Source organism: Pseudomonas sp. OF001 (genome assembly GCF_904426495.1).
Classification (GTDB): Bacteria; Pseudomonadota; Gammaproteobacteria; order Pseudomonadales; family Pseudomonadaceae; genus Geopseudomonas.
On sequence record NZ_CAJGBM010000034.1, the window covers coordinates 109,591 to 127,422 of the forward strand.

At 69.8% G+C, this 17,832-nt stretch carries 16 protein-coding genes; 8 read left to right on the forward strand and 8 right to left on the reverse strand.

Features of this window, described 5'->3' with window-relative positions:
- Window positions 1-55 precede the first annotated feature (55 nt).
- The 3 genes from adeC to RA210_RS16550 are packed head-to-tail and all read right to left on the reverse strand — an operon-like array spanning window position 56 to window position 5,769.
- Window positions 56-1,453: an AdeC/AdeK/OprM family multidrug efflux complex outer membrane factor gene (gene adeC, locus RA210_RS16540; protein WP_201487320.1), complete on the reverse strand. Its 1,398-nt coding sequence runs from the start codon at window positions 1,451-1,453 to the stop codon at window positions 56-58.
- Entirely contained in the window at window positions 1,450-4,590 is a 3,141-nt protein-coding gene (locus tag RA210_RS16545; RefSeq protein ID WP_201487321.1) for an efflux RND transporter permease subunit, read from the reverse strand. Before RA210_RS16545 ends, adeC begins: the two co-directional genes overlap by 4 nt.
- Before the next feature lie 12 nt (window positions 4,591-4,602).
- On the reverse strand, window positions 4,603-5,769 hold the full coding sequence (locus RA210_RS16550; RefSeq protein ID WP_136491222.1) for an efflux RND transporter periplasmic adaptor subunit: 1,167 nt from the start codon (window positions 5,767-5,769) through the stop codon (window positions 4,603-4,605).
- A gap of 244 nt (window positions 5,770-6,013) precedes the next feature.
- On the opposite strand from RA210_RS16550, the gene RA210_RS16555 reads away from it, so the two are divergent.
- On the forward strand, window positions 6,014-6,655 hold the full coding sequence (locus tag RA210_RS16555; protein WP_136491223.1) for a TetR family transcriptional regulator: 642 nt from the start codon (window positions 6,014-6,016) through the stop codon (window positions 6,653-6,655).
- 6 nt (window positions 6,656-6,661) lie between these two features.
- Here the strand turns inward: RA210_RS16555 and RA210_RS16560 are convergent, their stop codons facing one another.
- Entirely contained in the window at window positions 6,662-7,333 is a 672-nt protein-coding gene (locus RA210_RS16560; RefSeq protein ID WP_201487322.1) for an HD domain-containing protein, read from the reverse strand.
- 120 nt (window positions 7,334-7,453) lie between these two features.
- On the opposite strand from RA210_RS16560, the gene RA210_RS16565 reads away from it, so the two are divergent.
- From RA210_RS16565 to RA210_RS16595, 7 genes are all read left to right on the forward strand, one after another.
- On the forward strand, window positions 7,454-8,323 hold the full coding sequence (locus RA210_RS16565) for a helix-turn-helix transcriptional regulator (protein ID WP_201487323.1): 870 nt from the start codon (window positions 7,454-7,456) through the stop codon (window positions 8,321-8,323).
- A 115-nt stretch (window positions 8,324-8,438) separates the two neighbouring features.
- Complete coding sequence (locus RA210_RS16570; RefSeq protein ID WP_136491225.1) at window positions 8,439-8,789, forward strand: YajD family HNH nuclease; 351 nt, start codon at window positions 8,439-8,441, stop codon at window positions 8,787-8,789.
- A gap of 108 nt (window positions 8,790-8,897) precedes the next feature.
- Window positions 8,898-9,584 (forward strand): UPF0149 family protein, encoded by a 687-nt coding sequence (locus tag RA210_RS16575; RefSeq protein WP_136491226.1) that lies wholly within the window; start codon window positions 8,898-8,900, stop codon window positions 9,582-9,584.
- Between the two features lie 270 nt (window positions 9,585-9,854).
- Window positions 9,855-10,226 (forward strand): histone-like nucleoid-structuring protein, MvaT/MvaU family, encoded by a 372-nt coding sequence (locus tag RA210_RS16580; RefSeq protein WP_136491227.1) that lies wholly within the window; start codon window positions 9,855-9,857, stop codon window positions 10,224-10,226.
- A gap of 189 nt (window positions 10,227-10,415) precedes the next feature.
- Complete coding sequence (locus RA210_RS16585) at window positions 10,416-11,600, forward strand: efflux RND transporter periplasmic adaptor subunit (RefSeq protein WP_201487324.1); 1,185 nt, start codon at window positions 10,416-10,418, stop codon at window positions 11,598-11,600.
- Window positions 11,601-11,604: 4 nt separating this feature from the next.
- The gene (locus RA210_RS16590) at window positions 11,605-12,825 is read left to right on the forward strand and encodes an ABC transporter permease (protein WP_136491050.1); all 1,221 of its coding nucleotides are present in this window, start codon (window positions 11,605-11,607) and stop codon (window positions 12,823-12,825) included.
- The gene (locus RA210_RS16595) at window positions 12,818-13,531 is read left to right on the forward strand and encodes an ABC transporter ATP-binding protein (RefSeq protein WP_201487325.1); all 714 of its coding nucleotides are present in this window, start codon (window positions 12,818-12,820) and stop codon (window positions 13,529-13,531) included. The genes RA210_RS16590 and RA210_RS16595 overlap by 8 nt, the downstream gene beginning before the upstream one ends.
- A gap of 52 nt (window positions 13,532-13,583) precedes the next feature.
- Here the strand turns inward: RA210_RS16595 and RA210_RS16600 are convergent, their stop codons facing one another.
- From RA210_RS16600 to RA210_RS16615, 4 genes are all read right to left on the reverse strand, one after another.
- A complete protein-coding gene (locus tag RA210_RS16600) occupies window positions 13,584-15,002 on the reverse strand; it encodes a homospermidine synthase (RefSeq protein WP_201487326.1) in 1,419 nt (472 codons plus the stop codon).
- 124 nt (window positions 15,003-15,126) lie between these two features.
- Entirely contained in the window at window positions 15,127-16,056 is a 930-nt protein-coding gene (locus RA210_RS16605; protein ID WP_201487327.1) for an FAD-binding protein, read from the reverse strand.
- Entirely contained in the window at window positions 16,056-16,805 is a 750-nt protein-coding gene (locus RA210_RS16610) for an electron transfer flavoprotein subunit beta/FixA family protein (protein WP_201487328.1), read from the reverse strand. The genes RA210_RS16605 and RA210_RS16610 overlap by 1 nt, the downstream gene beginning before the upstream one ends.
- A gap of 16 nt (window positions 16,806-16,821) precedes the next feature.
- Window positions 16,822-17,832 carry a branched-chain amino acid ABC transporter permease gene (locus RA210_RS16615; protein ID WP_201487329.1) on the reverse strand — a complete coding sequence of 337 codons (1,011 nt, stop codon included), beginning with the start codon at window positions 17,830-17,832 and terminating at the stop codon, window positions 16,822-16,824.

Genomic DNA, 17,832 nt, shown 5'->3' on the forward strand with positions numbered 1-17,832 from the left:
GCGCCCGCGAGGGGCGCCTTCTGCCGGGGACTGCCGCGCCATGCGTGGCCCGACGTTACTCCACCCCGCCGCCGAGCGCCTTGAACAGAGCGATCTCGCTGGACAGCTGGGCCAGGCGGTCGCCGATCAGTTGCTGCTGCGAGCCGAACAGCTGGCGCTGGGCGTCGAGCAGGGTCAGCTGGCTGTCGACCCCGGTGCGGTAGCGGCGCTCGGCCAGGCGCCGGTACTCGGCGTTGGCCGCCACCAGCTGGCGCTGCGCCGCGAGCTGCGCGACGTAGGTGCTGCGCGCGGCGAGGCCGTCGGCGACCTCGCTGAACGCGGTCTGGATCGCCTGCTCGTACTGCGCCACCTCGACCTGCTTCTGCAGCCTGGCGTAGTCCAGGCTGCCCTTGAGGCTGCCGGCGGTGAAGATCGGCAGGTTGATCGACGGCTGGAACAGCCAGGTGCCGCTGCCGCCCTTGAACAGTCCGGACAGCTCGGTGCTGGCGCTGCCGGCGCGGGCGGTCAGGCCGATGCTCGGGAAGAACGCCGCGCGCGCCGCACCGATGTCGGCGTTGGCCGCCCTGAGCTGGTGCTCGGCGGCGAGGATGTCCGGGCGCCGCTGCAGCAGGTCGGAGGGCAGGCCCACCGGCAGCTCGGCCAGTTGCACCTGCTCCAGCGGCGCGGCCGCCGGCAGGTCGGCCGGCAGCGCACTGCCGAGCAGCAGCTGCAGGGCGTTGTGGTCCTGGGCGAGCAGGCGCTGGTACTGGGCGACGTTGACCCGCGCGCCCTCCACCGCGCTGCGCGACTGGCTCAGCTCCAGCGCCGAGGCGACGCCGACGTCGAAGCTGCGCTGGGTCAGCGCCAGGCTCTGCTCGTAGGTCTTCAGGGTCTCCTCGCTGAGCGCCAGCAGCTCGCGGTCGGCCTGCAGACGCAGCCAGGCGTCGGCGACGCTGGCCACCAGGCCGATCTGCGTGCTGCGCCGCGCCTGCTCGGTGGCGAAGTACTGCTCCAGCGCCGCCTGGTTGAGGCTGCGCAGGCGACCGAACAGGTCCAGTTCCCAGTCGGTGACGCCGACGGTGGCGCCGTACTCGCCGTTGGTCGCGGCGGAGCCGGTGCGGGTCAGGTCGGCCGGCAGGCGCTGGCGGGTGCCGCTGCCGCGGGCGTCGAGCTGCGGGAACAGCTCGGCGCGCTGGATGCGGTACAGCGCCTGGTAGGCCTGCACGTTGAGCGCCGCCACGCGCAGGTCGCGGTTGTTGTCCAGCGCCACCTCGATAAGACGCTGCAGCGCCGGGTCGCGGAAGAAGCCGCGCCAGGCGGGCAGCGCGCTCGCCGCGCTGCCCGCCGCACCGGCATACACGCCCTCGGACGGCCAGGCGGCGGCCACCGGCGCCTCGGGGCGCTGGTAGTCGGGTATCAGCGAGCAGCCGCCGAGGCCCAGCAGGAGGCTCAGGGTCAGGATCGACTTGTTCACAGCGCGGACTCCTTCTCGGCCTGCACGCCCGGCTTGCGCTTGCGCTCGGTCAGCGAGCAGACCAGTACGTAGAACAGCGGGATCCAGAAGATCGCCAGCACCAGCGCGGAGAGCATGCCGCCGATCACCCCGGTGCCGATGGCGTGCTTGCTGCCGGCGCCGGCGCCGCTGGAGACGGCCAGCGGCACCACGCCGAGGATGAACGCCAGCGAGGTCATCACGATCGGCCGCAGACGCATGCGGCAGGCCTCCGCCGCGGCGTCGACCAGGCTCATGCCCTGCTCGTGCAGCGACTTGGCGAACTCGACGATGAGGATCGCGTTGCGCGCCGACAGGCCGATGGTGGTGAGCAGGCCGATCTGGAAGTACACGTCGTTGGACAGGCCGCGACCGTAGGTGGCCAGCAGCGCGCCGATCACCCCCAGCGGCACCACCAGCATCACCGAGAACGGGATCGACCAGCTCTCGTACAGCGCCGCCAGGCAGAGGAACACCACCAACAGCGACAGGGCGTACAACGCGGTAGCCTGGTCGCCGGCCAGACGCTCCTCGTAGGACAGCCCGGTCCAGGCCAGGCCGACGCCCGGCGGCAGCTCGGCGGCGATCTTCTCCACCTCGGCCATCGCCTCGCCCGAGCTGTAGCCCGGGGCGGCGGCGCCGAGGATCTCCATCGCCGACACGCCGTTGTAGCGCGACAGCTTGGGCGGGCCGTAGATCCACTGGCCGCTGGCGAAGGCGCTGAACGGCACCATCTGGCCCTCGGCGTTGCGCACGAACCACTTGTCGAGGTCCTCGGGATTCATCCGCGCGGAGGCCTCGCCCTGCAGGTAGACCTTCTTCACCCGGCCGCGGTCGATGAAGTCGTTGACGTAGCTGCCGCCCCAGGCGATCGACAGGGTCTGGTCGATCTCGGCCAGCGACACGCCCTGGGCACGCGCCTTCTCGTCATCGATCAGCAACTGGTACTGCGGCTCGTCGCGCAGGCCGTTGGGGCGCACGCCGGCCAGCTTGGGGTTCTGCCCGGCCAGTTGGAGGAACTGGTCGCGCGCCTGGCTGAGCACCTGGTGGCCGACGCCGGCGCGGTCCTGGAGGAACACGTTGAAGCCGGTGGCATTGCCCAGCTCCATCACCGCCGGCGGGGCGAAGGCGAACACCATGGCGTCGCGGAAGCCGAAGAAGCGCTGCTGGGCGCGCTGCGCCAGCTCGAACACGCCCTGGCCCGGCTCGGTGCGCTCGCTCCACGGTTTGAGGTTGATGAACGCCATGCCCGAGCTCTGCCCGCGGCCGGCGAAGTTGAAGCCGTTGACGGTGAACACCGACTTGACCACCTCGCCCTCCTCCTCGAGCAGGTACTCGCGCATCTGGCGGACCATCTCGTAGGTGCGCTCGGCGCTGGAGCCGGCCGGGGTCTGCACCTGGGCGAACAGCACGCCCTGGTCCTCCTCCGGCAGGAACGAGGTGGGGATGCGGGTGAACATCCAGGCCATCACGCCGACGATCACCAGGTACATCAGCAGGTAGGGCGCCTTGCGCCGCAGAACCGCCTTGACGCCGCGCTCGTAGCCCTGCACGCCACGCTGGAAGCTGCGGTTGAACCAGCCGAAGAAGCCCTTCTTCTCATGGTGCGCGCCCTTGGCGATCGGCTTGAGCAGGGTGGCGCACAGCGCCGGAGTGAACACCAGCGCGACCAGCACCGACAGCGCCATGGCCGAGACGATGGTGATGGAGAACTGCTGGTAGATCACCCCGGTGGAGCCGGGGAAGAACGCCATCGGCACGAACACCGCCGACAGTACCAGGCCGATGCCGACCAGCGCGCCCTGGATCTGCCCCATCGACTTGCGGGTGGCCTCCAGCGGCGACAGCCCCTCCTCGCTCATCACCCGCTCGACGTTCTCCACCACCACGATGGCGTCGTCGACCAGCAGGCCGATGGCGAGGATCATGGCGAACATGGTCAGGGTGTTGATGCTGAAACCGAACGCCGCGAGGATGCCGAAGGTGCCGAGCAGCACCACCGGCACCGCCAGGGTCGGGATCAGGGTGGCGCGGAAGTTCTGCAGGAACAGGTACATCACCAGGAACACCAGGCCGATAGCCTCGAACAGGGTGGTCACCACCCCCATGATCGACGCCGAGATCACCGGCGTGGTGTCGTACGGATAGACCGCCTTCATCCCCGGCGGGAAGAACGGCTCCAGCTCGTCGAGGGTCTGGCGCACCGCGGCCACGGTGTCCAGCGCGTTGGCGCCGGTGGCCAGCTTGACCGCGATGCCGGTGGCCGGCAGGCCGTTGTACTCGGCGCTGATGCTGTAGTTCTCGCCGCCCAGCTCGACGCGGGCGACGTCCTTCAGGCGCACCTGCGAGCCGTCGGCGTTGACCTTGAGCAGGATGTCGCGGAACTGCTCGGGGGTCTGCAGGCGGGTCTTGCCGATGATGGTGGCGGTCAGCTGCTGGCCCGGCGAGGCCGGCAGGCCGCCGAGCTGGCCGGAGGACACCTGCACGTTCTGCGCCTGGATGGCGCTCTTCACGTCCACCGGAGTCAGCGCGTAGTTGTTCAGCCGGGCCGGATCGAGCCAGATGCGCATGGCGTACTGGGCGCCGAACACCTGGAAGTCGCCGACGCCGCGGGTCCGCGACAGCGGGTCCTGGATGTTGGAGACGATGTAGTCGGCCAGGTCGTTGCGGTCCATGCTGCCGTCTTCGGACACCAGGCCGATCACCAGCAGGAAGTTGCGCACCGCCTTGGTGACGCGGATGCCCTGCTGCTGGACCTCCTGCGGCAGCAGCGGGGTGGCCAGCTGCAGCTTGTTCTGCACCTGCACCTGGGCGATGTCGGGATCGACGCCCTGGTTGAAGGTGGCGGTGATGGTCATGCTGCCGTCGGAGTTGCTCTCCGAGGAGATGTAGCGCAGGCCGTCGATGCCGTTGAGCTGCTGCTCGATCACCTGCACCACGGTGTCCTGCACCGTCTGCGCCGAGGCGCCCGGGTAGCTCACGGAAATGCCCACCGCCGGCGGGGCGATGCTCGGGTACTGGTTGATCGGCAGCTTGAGGATCGACAGGCCGCCGGCCAGCATGATCACCAGGGCGATCACCCAGGCGAAGATCGGCCGGTCGATGAAGAATCTGGACATGGCGCTATCCCCTTAACGGCCCTGGGCCGACTGCTGCTGGGCGGCCGGCTGGCTCTCGGCAGGCTTGCCCAGCGCCGGCACGTTGCTCGCCGCCTGCACCTTGACCTCGACGCCCGGCTTGATGAACTGCAGGCCCTCGGTGATCAGCCGGTCGCCGGCCTCGAGGCCCTCGCTGACCAGCCAGAAGCTGCCGGCGGTGCGCTCGGCCTTGAGGGTGCGCACCTCGACCTTGTTCTCGGCATTGACCACCATGGCCACCGCCTCGCCCTTGGCGTTGCGCGTCACGCCCTGCTGCGGGGCGAGGATCGCCGCGCTCTTGCTGCCGGTCTGCAGCCGCGCCTGGACGAACATCCCCGGCAGCAGCTCGTGCTGCGGGTTGGGGAACACCGCGCGCAGGGTCACCGAGCCGGTGCCCGGATCTACCGACACCTCGGAGAACTCCAGGCGTCCGTCGTGGGCGTAGGCGCTGCCGTCGGGCAGGCTCAGGCTCACCCTGGCGGCGGTGTCGCCGGCCTTCTCCAGCTGGCCGGCGGCCAGCTCGCGACGCAGGCGCAGCAGCTCGGTGGCCGGCTGGGTGACGTCGACGTAGATCGGATCGAGCTGCTGGATCACCGCCAGTTCCTGTGCCTGGCCGCTGCTGACCAGCGCGCCCTCGGTCACCGCCGAGCGGCCAATGCGCCCGCCGATCGGCGCCAGCACCTTGGTGTAGCGCAGGTCGATGCGCGCCTTCTCCAGCGCCGCCTCGGCCTGCAGCTGGGCGGCGCGCGCCTCGTCGTACTGCTGGCGGCTGACCGCCTGGTCGGCCACCAGCACCTTGTAGCGCTCGGCCAGCGAACGGCTCGACAGCAGGGTGGCCTCGGCGCTCTTCAGGGTCGCCTCGTAGGTCGCCGGGTCGATCTGGTACAGCTGCTGGCCGGCCTTGACCTCGCGGCCCTCGGCGAACAGGCGCTTGAGCACGATGCCGTCGACCTGCGGACGCACCTCGGCGATCCGGTAGGCCGCGGTGCGTCCCGGCAGCTCGCTGGTCAGGGTGAACGGCTGCGCCTCGAGGGTCACCACGCCTACCTGCGGCGCCGGGCGGGCCTGCTGCGGCGCCGCCTCCTTCTGGCAGCCGGCCAACAGCAAAAGCGACAGCAGGGCGGAGGCGCCCAGCGTCGCGCGTGCGGAGGAGCTATTCATCGGAAAGCCTCGAATTCGTTGTGCACAAGCAAGGTTGGAATCGGGGAGGAGATTGCATCTCCAGTGCCAGGCACTATACTTACATTCGCGTCTGTTTGTAAATTCGCAGAATTGCAAGTATCCACTCGCACGCCCGGAAGATCGCGCCAGAACCCCGCTCGCCGCCAGCAGCGTTTTTTGTGAGACTGCGCGCCCTCGACACCACAGGGAAGTCACAATCCGCCACAGGCCCAGAGACCTCCGCATGGCTCGCAGAACCAAAGAAGAAGCCGAAGCCACTCGGCAACAGATCCTCGACAGCGCCGAGCGCGTGTTCGCCGCCAAGGGGGTCGCCCACACCACCATGGCCGACATCGCCGCCGACGCCGGGGTGTCCCGTGGCGCGGTGTACTGGCACTTCACCAGCAAGGCCGACGTGTTCAACGCCCTGCTCACCCGCCAGCATGACGCCAACAAGGTGGTCTGCTCCGCCGCCCGCAATCCCGACGAGGCCGACCCGCTCGGCCAGATCCGCAACATTCTCGTGCACTTCCTGTGCAAGACGGTGCACGACCCCCAGCAGCGCCGGGTCAACGAGATCTTCCACCACAAGTGCGAACTGGCCGGCGACCAGGAAAGCCTGCGCGAGCTGCTGCAGGCCACCGGCGACGAGATCGACCGCGACATCGCCCTGTCGCTGCGCAACGCCATCAGCCGCGGCCAGCTGCCCGCCGACCTCGACCTGACCCGCGCCGCCATCGGCATGCATGCCTACATCCACGGCCTGATCAACAACTGGCTGCTGCGCCCGGACAGCTTCGCCCTCGACCAGGAAGCCGGCGCGCTGGTCGACGCGCTGCTCGACATGCTGCGCTACAGCCCGGCACTGCGCCTGCCGGCCGGCTGACCGCGCTCAGCCGGCCAGAGCGACGACTCCCGCCACCACCGCGCCCAGCGCCGCAGCCGGCAGCGCCTCGCGGCGGGCGAACAGCTCGCCCAGGCTGCGGTAGTACCACAGCACTCCTTCGCGGCCGCCGCTGAAGCGCTCGAGGCTCGCGGGGCCGAACCGCTCCAGGTCGTGCAGGATGCAGCGGGCGTTGTGCAGCTTGTCGCAGGCGTTGACCAGCAGCGAGTCGGCACCGACCTCGGCGAGATGGGCCAGGTAGCGCTGCTTGCGCGCCCGCCACTCGGGCTCGCCCTGGTCGAGGGCATCGGTGCAGTCGAGCACCATGCGCAGCACCCGTTCGCCGAAGTACTGGTTGATCTGCGAGGCGTGCTGGTGGCCGCCGTCCTCGACCACGTCGTGCAGCAGGGCGGCGATGGCCTGGTCCTCGTCGCCGCCGTACTCCAGCACCAGGGCGCTGACCGCCAGCGGGTGGGAGATGTAGGGCACCGCGGTGCCCTTGCGCAGCTGGCCGGCGTGCACGTGGGCGGCATAGCCGAAGGCGCGGGACAGCCGCTCGCTGTGCTTTATCGCGGACGGCTCCCGATGCTGGCGGATGGGTGGCTGGGCGGTCGCCGCGGCGGCCTGGGCGGGGGCGCCGAGCCGCTGCATGGCGGTGACCAGTGTGGGAATCCTGCGCATGTCGTCATCTCCTGCCGCGCCCGCTTGTGCTTGCCTGACGCCGCCACCCTATGTAGCTTCAGGCGACAGGTCCATCCTGTAGAAGTACACAGGTAAAGTTTTGGCGCACATGGAGGCAAGATGAAGGGACGACCCGCGCTGGACGAGATCCGCTGGGATCTGGCCATGCGCTACCGGCTGATCGAGACCATCGCCCTGTGGGAAGGGCGGCTGACCACCCAGCACCTGATGCAGGGCTTCGGCATTTCCCGCCAGCAGGCGAGCAAGGACATCAACAGCTACATCCGGGAACATGCGCCAAGAAACTTGACATATGACGCCCGCCTGAAGGGCTACGCGCCGACCCGCCAGTTCCGCCCGCGCTTCATCGACACCAGCGCCAGCGCCTACCTGCACCTGCTCAACCAGAGCCGCGAGCGCGCCCCGCACATCGAGGGCCTGGAACGCAGCTATGCGCACAGCGAGGTGGTCGAGCTGCCCGACCGCAGCGTGCGCCCGGAAGTGCTGCGCCCGCTGCTGCGCGCCTGCCGCGAGGGGCTGCGCCTGGAGGCCGAGTACGTGTCGTTCAACACCCCGCGGGTCGAGGTGCGGGTGATCGCCCCGCACACCCTGGTGTTCACCGGCATGCGCTGGCACGTGCGCGCCTACTGCGAGAAGAACCGCGACTGGCGCGACTTCGTGCTCAGCCGCTTCCGCGGCACGCCGGAGCTGCTCGACCGCACGGCGCAGGGCCGCGACTACGATCCGGGCTGGAACACCCGGGTCGACGTGATCCTCGAGCCGGATGCTCGCCTGCTGGCGGAGCAGAAGGCGATCACCGAGAGCGACTACGCCATGCAGGGCGGTCGCCTGGTGCTGCCGACCCGCGGCGCGCTGGTGCAGTACGTGCTGCAGCGCTACCAGCTCGATCCGACCAAGCTGCACCCCAATCCGGCGGCGCAGCAGCTGCAGGTAGCCAACCTGGAGGCGCTCAAGCCCTGGCTGTACTGAGCCGGGCATCGGCCCCTCTTGCCTGGGCGGCGCACATGGCCAACACTCGGCGCAGGCGGTGGCGCCGCACGGCGCCGCCTCATCCATCTCCAGAAAGAAAGTGCGGGTTATCACCATGTCGGACAGAACGGGCAGCAGTGCCAGCTACAGGCAGCGCGAGGCGGGTTATCGCGACAAGGCGCTGAAGATGTATCCGTGGGTCTGCGGCCGCTGCGCGCGGGAATTCACCTATTCCAACCTGAGCCAGCTGACCGTCCACCATATCGACCACAACCACGACAACAATCCGGCCGACGGCAGCAACTGGGAGTTGCTCTGCCTGTATTGCCACGACCACGAACACTCCAAGTACTCCATCTACAACGGCGAGAATGGCAGCGCGGTGATTCCCGGCGAGAAGTCGCCACAGGTGAAGCACAATCCGTTCGCCAACCTCAAGTCGCTGATGGACAAGCAGCAGAAGTAGTTGCCGGACAGGGCCGCCGGCCACGACCGCAACCGATGCGCGCGACGCATCTCCCGGCGCGGCGGATCGCCAGTTTCCGCCGCGCCCATCCATACCCAGGAAAATCCCATGCAAGACTATGAAAAGCCCCTCGACGAGGCGGAAATCGACCAGCTGAACGAACTGCTGTTCAGCTATTCGGAAAAGGCCGAGCAGGAGCATGGCAAGGACGGCGAGGAAGTGGATTGCGTGTTCAGCGTTTCCGAGCTGGACGGCTTCCTCACCGCGGTGCTCACCGGCCTCAATCCGATTTCGCCGGCGGAGTGGCTGCCGGCGCTGTGGCGCGGCAAGTTGCCGAAGTTCGAGACCGAAGCCGAACTGCAGCAGCTCACCGACCTGCTGATGCGCCACATGAATGCCCTGGCCCACAGCCTGTTCGAGGACCCGGAAAGTTTCGCGCCCATCTACGAGATCGGCGACGAGGACGGCAGCGAAGAAGTGCTGGTGGACGAGTGGTGCTACGGCTACATGCGCGGCGTCGAGCTGCGCGACAAGGACTGGCAGGCCCTGCGCGACGCCCAGCCGGAGCTGCTGCTGCCGTTCATGCTGCTCAGCGGCGCCTTCTCGCTGGACGACGGCGAGGAGGTGACCGAGGAGGAACTGGAGGAAATGCGCGAGAGCCTGCCCGACCTGGTGTTCGCCATCCGCGACTTCTGGATGGCCGAGGCGGAAAAGCCCAAGGCGCCGAAGATCGGCCGCAACGATCTGTGCCCGTGCGGCAGCGGCAAGAAATACAAGCAGTGCTGCCTGCACTGAGGCGTCCCTGAACGCCGCGAATGTCGGCCGCGCTTGGCGGCCGGCATTCCGCCCTCCCGCACCGGGTCCAGAGCCGCAGTGTGGGAATTCCGTCAGTTCCCCCGCACTGCCGCCAATTCCCTCCGCTATTATTGAAACTATTGACGGCAGGCAGCCGCCTCTATAAAAAGCAGCCTCTTGTCCGCAACGGGAACAGGTGCAGGGAGTGCAGGTAATTCGCGTGTGCGGATTTTCCTATTGCCGACCCATTCCCTTTCCCGGAGAAACTCGATGTCCAAACTGTTGGAATTCCGCAAGGCCGAACAGGCGCTCAGGGAGCAACTGGCGCGCCTGGAATCGCTCAAGCACGACCAGGAACTCAAGCACGAAATGGAATTCGAGGAAAAACTCAAGGCGCTGCTGCAGGAGTACGGTTTCAAACTGCAGAACATCGTCGACATCCTCGATCCGCAACCGATCCATATTCCCGAGCTGGAACTCCTGGAGCAGCAGGGCGGCCGCCGCGTGCGCAAGCTGCAGGTGTGGAAGAACCCGGTCACCGGCGAAGTGCTGGAAACCAAGAGCGGCAACAACAAGAAGCTCAAGGCCTGGAAGGAAGAGTACGGCGAGAAGTTCGTCTCGACCTGGCTGCAGAAGGACTGAGGTCCGGCCCTGCCGCACGGCATGATCGCTCCCATGCGCCTGCGTGGGGGCGCAAGCGCTGGACGCTGCGCGCCCCGGCGATGCCCGCTCCGGGCGCCCCTGCGACGCTCGACCGGTAGCCTCCCGCCCGCTTTTCTCGCACACTGCCCGCCATAGCTGCCGCCCTACGGCCCTGTCAGGGAGTGATCCGTGTCGTCCGCCCTCCGCCCCCGTCCCGTTCTCCTCCTGCTCCTGCTGCCGCTCGCCCTGCTGCTGTTGCTCGCCTGGCGCCACTGGCAGGGGCCGCCGCTGCCCGGCTACCGGCTGGAGACGCGCCCGCTGGTGCAGCGCGTGGTGGCCAGCGGCGAGGTCAGCAGCCAGTCGCTGGCGCGCATCGGCAGCGAGCTGACCGGCGTGGTCAGGGCCCGCCATGTGCGCGAGGGCGATGCGGTCAAGCCCGGCGACCTGCTGCTGGAGCTGGACGACCGCGAGCAGCGGGCCCGCCTGGGCGAGGCCGAGGCGGCGCTGCGCCAGCTGATCGACGCCGAGCGCCCGCAGGCGCGCGCGGCGCTGCGCGAGGCCGAGAGCCAGCTGCAGCGCGCCGGCAGCGAGCGCCAGCGGCGCGAGACGCTGTTCGCCCGCCAGCTGCTGTCCGCCGAGGACCGCGACCAGGCCCGCCACGCCGAGGTGGCCGCGCGCGCCGCCCGCGACCGCGCGCAGCTGGCCGCCGCCGCCCTGGCCGAGGGCGGCAGCGCCGAGCAGCAGGCACGCCAGCGCGTGGAACAGGCGCGCAGCGCGCTGGCCAGGACGAAGATCCACGCCCAGGTCGAAGGCAGCGTGCAGACCCGCAACGTCGAGCCCGGCGACCTGGTGCGCCCGGGCGATACCCTGCTGGAAATCGCCCGCCAGGGCAGCCAGGAGATCCTCCTGCCGCTGGACGAGAAGAGCCTCGCCCCGCTCGCCCTCGGCCAGAGCGCGCAGGTGATCGCCGACGCCTTTCCCGAGCGGGTGCTGGCCGCACGGGTCGCCTGGCTGGCCCCGGCGGTCGACCCGGCGCGCGGCACCCTCGACGTGCACCTCGAGCTGGCCGAGCCGGCCGGCTTCCTGCGCCAGGGCATGACCGTCTCGGTGAGCATCGAGACCGCGCGCCGCGAGCGCGCCCTGGTGATCGCCAACGACGCCCTGCGCGCGGTCGCCGGCGGGCGCGCCGAGGTGCTGCGCGTGCGCGGCGGCGAGGTCGAGCGGGTCGCGGTGACCCTCGGCCTGCGCGGCACCGCGCTCAGCGAGGTGGTCGAGGGCCTGGCCGAGGGCGATCTGGTGCTCGCCGCCGACGCCGAGCCCGGCCAGCGCGTGCGCCTGCGCGAGCAGCCGCTGCCGGCCGGCGTGGCGGAGTGAGGCCATGCGCCTGATCGACACCCAGTGGGTCGAATGGAAGATCGCCCTGCGCTTCCTCGCCGACAACCGCCTGCAGAGCCTGCTGATCATCGTCGGCATCGCCGTCGGCTCGGCGGTGATCGTGTTCATCACCGCGCTGATCACCGGCCTGCAGGCCAACGTCATCGAACGCACCCTCGGCACCCAGGCGCACATCCGCATCCTGCCGCCGGACGAGGTCAACCGCGTGCCGCCGCCGCAAGACGGTGCCGTGGCGCTGACCCTGGAAAGCCCGCGCGCCCAGCGCCTGCGCACCATCGTCAACTGGCCCGACGTGCGCGACGTCCTCGACCAGCAGCCGCAGCTGCGCGCGGTGTCGCCGCTGATCAGCGGCCCGGCCATCGCCCGCCGCGGCGTGGCGCGCGCCTCGGTGGCCCTGCTCGGCATCGACCCCGCGCGCTACCAGCGCATCATCCCCATCGAGCCGCACCTGATCGCCGGACGCTTCCGGGTCGAGGCCGGCCATGCGGTGATCGGCAAGGAGCTGGCCGAGGATCTCGGCCTCGGCATCGGCGACAAGCTGCGCCTGGATGCCGGCGAGGGCCGCGAGGCGGTGGTCGACGTTTCCGGCATCTTCGAGCTGGAGGTGCGCGAGCTGGACGCGCGCTACGTCTACCTCGACCTCAAGCAGGCGCAGACCCTGCTCGACCTGCCCGGCGGGGTGACGGTGATCGAGACCGCGGTGCAGCAGATCTTCCAGGCCGAGGCCATCGCCACGCGCCTGGCGCGCCTCACCGGGCTCAAGGCGGAAAGCTGGATGGCCACCAACGGCCAGCTGCTCAACGCGCTGCGCTCGCAGACCATGACCACCCAGATGATCCGCCTGTTCGTCGGCCTGTCGGTGGCCTTCGGCATCGCCAGCGTGCTGGCGGTCAGCGTGGTGCAGCGCACCCGCGAGATCGGCATCCTGCGCGCCATGGGCAGCCCGCGCGGGCAGATCCTGCGCGTGTTCCTCCTGCAGGGCGGCCTGCTCGGCCTGGCCGGCTCCGGCCTCGGCGGACTGGTCGGCTGGTCGCTGGTGCAGGTGTTCAACGTGTTCGGCCCCGGGCTGTTCTTCATCCCGGTCGACCCGACGCTGATTCCCACCGCCATGGCGGTGGCCACCGTCACCGGGGTGCTGGCCGCGGCCATGCCGGCGCGCCGTGCGGCCCGTTACGACCCGGCAGTGGCGATCCGCTATGTCTGAATTCGAACGCGACCAGGAAGTGCTGCGCCTGGCCGGTCTGTGCAAGGCCTACAACCCCGGCACGCCGCTGGAGCAGCAGGTGCTGCACGACATCGACCTGCGTCTGGTGCGCGGCGAGCTGACCGCGCTGATCGGCCCGTCCGGCTCGGGCAAGAGCACCCTGCTCAACCTCATCGGCCTGCTCGACTCGCCCACCGCCGGCGAGCTGTACCTGCTCGGCCAGCCGACCCGCGAGCTGGACGACGGCGCGCGCACCCGCCTGCGCAACGAGGCGATCGGCTTCGTGTTCCAGTTCCACCACCTGATCCCGGCGTTCAGCGTGCTGGACAACGTGCTGATGCCGCTGATGATCCGCCACGGCAAGCCGCGCGCCGAGGACCGCGAGCTGGCCCTCGAGCTGCTGCACGCGGTCGGCCTGGCCGGCTTCGCCACCAGCAAGGCCAACCGCATCTCCGGCGGCCAGCAGCAGCGGGTGGCCATCGCCCGCGCGCTGGTCACCCGCCCGGCGCTGCTGCTGGCCGACGAGCCGACCGGTAACCTCGATACGAAGACCGCGGAAAGCGTGTTCACCCTGTTCCGCCGCTTCAACCGCGAGTTCGGCTGCGCGGTGCTGGTGGTCACCCACGACCCGCGCCTGGCGGCCAGCTGCGCGCGCACCGTGCAGCTGGTCGACGGGCGCATCGTCAGCGATCAGCTGAATGGCTGAGTAGGATGCGCCGTGCGCACCAAGGCACTACCCATGGTGCGCACGGCGCACCCTACTGCACGCGGAAATTCTTGAACTGCCAGGGGTCGTCCGTGTCGAGGTCCTCGTCGAACAGCCAGCCGCGCCCCTCCAGCGGCGTCCAGTCGCTGAACGCGCCGACCAGCTCGCCGAGGTAGGGCCGGCAGAAGTCGAGGATCTCCTCGAAGGGCATCTCGTCGGGCTCGACCACCCCGCAGGCCGGGTTGCGCATCGCCCAGAGCACCCCGGCGACGACGCCCACCGTCACCTGCAGGCTGGTCGGGCCGTTGGCCGGACACAGCGCACGGGCCTGCTCGACGGACAGCCGCGAGCCGTACCAGTAGGCTCCGTCGTCGTGACCGAGCAGCAGCACGCCCAGCTCGTCGACGCCGGAGACGATACCGTCGCGCAGCACGCGTAGCCGCGGCTGCAGCTGCCAGTTGCGCCCGGCCAGTTCGTCCAGCGACAGCACGGTGTCGTCGCAGGGGTGATAGGCATAGAGCACGGTCGGCCGGTACTCGGGGGCATCGTCCGTCCCCAGGGTGAAGTAGTCGGCGATGGAGATCGCCTCGCCGTGGCTGATCAGGAAGCCGTGGTAAGGACCGGCCAGCGGCGTCCAGCTGCGCACCCGGGTGGCCGCGCCCGGACGCTCCAGGTAGATGGCCGCCTGGCTGCCCCCGGCGTGGCGACGGCCGTCGGCGGGCAGGTGACGCTCGTGGCTGCCCCAGCCCAGCTCGACCGGCTGCAGCAGCTCGCTGACGAAGCCGGGCACCGACCAGGTGTTGACGAACTCGTCCGGCACCTTGCGCTGGCGGTCCACCTGCCAGTCGCGCTCAGCGACGTGGATGACGCGAACGCCCAGGCGCTGCGCCAGGCGCGCCCACTCCGTGCGGCTGGCCGGCGCCGGCTGCGCCATGCCGTTGCCGGCGGCCAGTTCGAGCAGCGCCATCTTCACCAGGTGCGATACCAGCCCCGGATTGGCACCGTGGGCCAGCACCGCGGTCGGCCCGGGCGCATCGCTCCGGCGCAGCGCCAGCGCCGCCTCGCGCAGGGCGTAGTTGCTGCGCTGCGCCGCCGGCAGGCGGCGGTCGACGTAACCGCCGGCCCAGGGCTCGATGCAGGCGTCCAGATAGAGGGCGCCGCGCTCGCGGCACAGCGCGATCAGCGCCACGCTGCTGACGTCCACCGACAGGTTGAGCAGGAAGTCGCCCGGATCGAGCAGCGGCTCGAGCGCCGTGCGGTAGTTGGCCGGGGTGAGCGCCAGCTGGCGATGGGCGATGCCGGCCTGCTCGGCCGCGGCGAAACCCTCGGCGTCGGCGGCGAGAATCACCAGCTGCGCCGGGCGCAGGGCGATGTGGCGCAGCAGCAGCGGCAGCACCCCCTGGCCGATGCAGCCGAAGCCGAGCAGGACGATGCGCCCGGCGAACGCCTGACGCTGATGCGAAGTGTCCAATGGCCGTCCCCCTTCCTGGCATTCCTGGCATAGGCCTCAGTATAGGAAGCGGGACGCCGGCGCGAGGGAAGACGGCCCGGGGGGGGGGTGCCGGCCGCCCTGCGGGCGACCGGCATGGCGGGGCTCAGAGCGCGCGGCCGAGCTCCGGCACCGCCTCGAACAGGTCGGCGACCAGGCCGTAGTCGGCGACCTGGAAGATCGGCGCTTCCTCGTCCTTGTTGATCGCCACGATCACCTTGGAGTCCTTCATCCCCGCCAGGTGCTGGATGGCGCCGCTGATGCCGACGGCGATGTACAGCTCGGGGGCGACTATCTTGCCGGTCTGCCCCACCTGCATGTCGTTGGGCACGAAGCCGGCGTCGACCGCCGCGCGCGAGGCGCCCACCGCGGCGCCGAGCTGGTCGGCCACCTGGTAGAGCAACTGGAAGTTGTCGCCGTTCTGCAGGCCGCGGCCGCCGGAGACGACGATCTTCGCCGCGGTCAGCTCGGGACGCTCGGACTGCGCCAGCTCCGCGCCGACGAAGCAGGAAATCCCGTAGTCCTCGCCACAGGCCAGGGTCTCGATCGCGGCGCTGCCGCCGGTGGCGGCCACCGCGTCGAAGCCGGTGGCGCGCACGCTGATGACCTTCACCGCCGCGCTGGACTGCACGGTGGCGATGGCGTTGCCGGCGTAGATCGGCCGCTGGAAGGTGTCGGCACTGACGACCCTGATGATTTCCGAGATCTGCTCGACGTCGAGCAGCGCGGCGACCCGCGGCAGGACGTTCTTGCCGTTGCTGGTGGCCGCGGCCAGCACGTGGCTGTAGGCGCGGCCCAGCTCGGCCAGCAGCGGCGCGAGGTTCTCCGGCAGCTGGTGGGCGTAGGCCGGGGCGTCGGCGACCAGCACCTTGCTCACCCCGGCGACCTGGGCGGCGGCGGCGGCCACCGCGCCACAGCCCTGGCCGGCGACCAGCAGGTGGATGTCGCCGCCGATCTGGCTGGCGGCCGCGAGGGTGTTGAGGGTGGCCGCGGCCAGCGCGGCATTGTTGTGCTCGGCGAGTACCAGGATAGCCATCAGATCACCTTCGCTTCGTTCTTCAGTTTGTCGACCAGCTCGGCCACCGAGCCGACCTTGATGCCGGCCTTGCGCGCGGCCGGGGCCTCGACCTTGAGCACCTTCACCGTGGAGGCGGTGGACACGCCGAGCGCCTCCGGCGTCAGCACGTCCAGCGGCTTCTTCTTGGCCTTCATGATGTTGGGCAGCGAGGCGTAGCGCGGCTCGTTGAGGCGCAGGTCGGTGGTGACGATGGCCGGCAGGTTGAGGGACACGGTCTGCAGCCCGCCGTCGATCTCGCGGGTCACGCGGGCCTGTTCGCCGGCGATCTCCACCCTGGAGGCGAAGGTGCCCTGGGCGAAGCCGCTCAGCGCGGCGAGCATCTGCCCGGTCTGGTTGTTGTCGCTGTCGATGGCCTGCTTGCCGAGGATCACCAGCTGCGGCTGCTCGCGGTCGACCACCGCCTTGAGCAGCTTAGCGATGGCCAGCGAGCCGAGCTCGGCAGTGCTCTCGACCAGCACGGCGCGGTCGGCGCCGAGGGCCAGGGCGGTGCGCAGCTGCTCCTGGGCGGCGTTCGGGCCGACCGAGACCACCACCACCTCGCTGGCGATGCCCCTTTCCTTGAGGCGCACCGCCTCTTCCACGGCGATCTCGCAGAACGGATTCATCGCCATCTTGACGTTGGCCAGGTCGACGCCGGAGCCGTCGGCCTTGACGCGGACCTTGACGTTGTAGTCCACCACGCGTTTCACGGTCACGAGGATCTTCATCGGTTGCCTCTTGTTGTCACTTGAAGTTGCGGCGGATCAGCTTCTGCACCCAGCCGACGATGCCGGCGCGGAACAGCAGCACGCAGAGCACGAAGATCACCCCGAGGATGACGTGCACCCAGTCGCCCAGCGGGCCGTTGGACAGGTAGCTCTGCAGGGTCACCACCACGCCGGCGCCGACCAGCGGGCCGAGCACGGTGCCGACGCCGCCGAGCAGGGTCATCAGGATCACCTCGCCGGACATGTGCCAGTGGGCGTCGGTCAGCGAGGCCAGCTGGAACACCACGGTCTTGGTCGCCCCGGCCAGGCCGGTGAGGGTGGCGGAGATGACGAAGGCCAGCAGCTTGTGGGCGGCGACGTTGTAGCCGAGGGAGATGGCGCGCGGCTCGTTGTCGCGGATCGCCTTGAGCACCTGGCCGTAGGGCGAGTGGATGGTGCGCTGGATCACCGCGAAGCCGAACACGAACACCGCCAGCACGAAGTAGTACATCGCCAGGTTGCTCTTCAGGTCGATCAGGCCGAACAGCTCGCCGCGCGGCACGCCCTGCAGACCGTTCTCGCCGCCGGTGAACGGCGCCTGGACGAACAGGAAGAACACCAGCTGCGCCAGCGCCAGGGTGATCATGGCGAAGTAGATGCCCTGGCGGCGGATCGCCAGCAGGCCGAAGCCCAGGCCGAGCACGCCCGAGGCCGCCGTGCCGGCGAGGATGCCCAGCTCGGTGGACAGTCCCGAGTACTGGCTGAGCAGGTAGCCGGTGACGTAGCCGCCGGTGGCGAGGAAGGCCGCGTGGCCGAAGGACAGCAGGCCGGCGTAGCCGAGCAGCAGGTTGAAGGCGCAGGCGAACAGGGCGAAGCACAGCAGCTTCATCAGGAACACCGGGTACACCGCCAGCGGGGCGACCAGCGCCACGCCGAGCAGCGCCAGGTAGCCGACCAGCTTGCGCCGCTGCTGCGCGCGACGGCGCTCCAGCTCGACCTGCGGATGGGCGACGACCGCGGCCGCCTGAATGTTTTCCAGACTCGACAT

Excerpts from the sequence above, each read along its gene's own strand:
- RA210_RS16545 (WP_201487321.1), bottom strand. The coding sequence starts at position 4,590 with ATGTCCAGATTCTTCATCGACCGGCCGATCTTCGCCTGGGTGATCGCC.
- RA210_RS16550 (WP_136491222.1), bottom strand. The coding sequence starts at position 5,769 with ATGAATAGCTCCTCCGCACGCGCGACGCTGGGCGCCTCCGCCCTGCTG.
- RA210_RS16555 (WP_136491223.1), top strand. The coding sequence starts at position 6,014 with ATGGCTCGCAGAACCAAAGAAGAAGCCGAAGCCACTCGGCAACAGATC.
- RA210_RS16560 (WP_201487322.1), bottom strand. The coding sequence starts at position 7,333 with ATGCGCAGGATTCCCACACTGGTCACCGCCATGCAGCGGCTCGGCGCC.
- RA210_RS16565 (WP_201487323.1), top strand. The coding sequence starts at position 7,454 with ATGAAGGGACGACCCGCGCTGGACGAGATCCGCTGGGATCTGGCCATG.
- RA210_RS16570 (WP_136491225.1), top strand. The coding sequence starts at position 8,439 with ATGTCGGACAGAACGGGCAGCAGTGCCAGCTACAGGCAGCGCGAGGCG.
- RA210_RS16575 (WP_136491226.1), top strand. The coding sequence starts at position 8,898 with ATGCAAGACTATGAAAAGCCCCTCGACGAGGCGGAAATCGACCAGCTG.
- RA210_RS16580 (WP_136491227.1), top strand. The coding sequence starts at position 9,855 with ATGTCCAAACTGTTGGAATTCCGCAAGGCCGAACAGGCGCTCAGGGAG.
- RA210_RS16590 (WP_136491050.1), top strand. The coding sequence starts at position 11,605 with ATGCGCCTGATCGACACCCAGTGGGTCGAATGGAAGATCGCCCTGCGC.
- RA210_RS16595 (WP_201487325.1), top strand. The coding sequence starts at position 12,818 with ATGTCTGAATTCGAACGCGACCAGGAAGTGCTGCGCCTGGCCGGTCTG.
- RA210_RS16605 (WP_201487327.1), bottom strand. The coding sequence starts at position 16,056 with ATGGCTATCCTGGTACTCGCCGAGCACAACAATGCCGCGCTGGCCGCG.
- RA210_RS16610 (WP_201487328.1), bottom strand. The coding sequence starts at position 16,805 with ATGAAGATCCTCGTGACCGTGAAACGCGTGGTGGACTACAACGTCAAG.
- RA210_RS16615 (WP_201487329.1), bottom strand. The coding sequence starts at position 17,832 with ATGTCGAGTCTGGAAAACATTCAGGCGGCCGCGGTCGTCGCCCATCCG.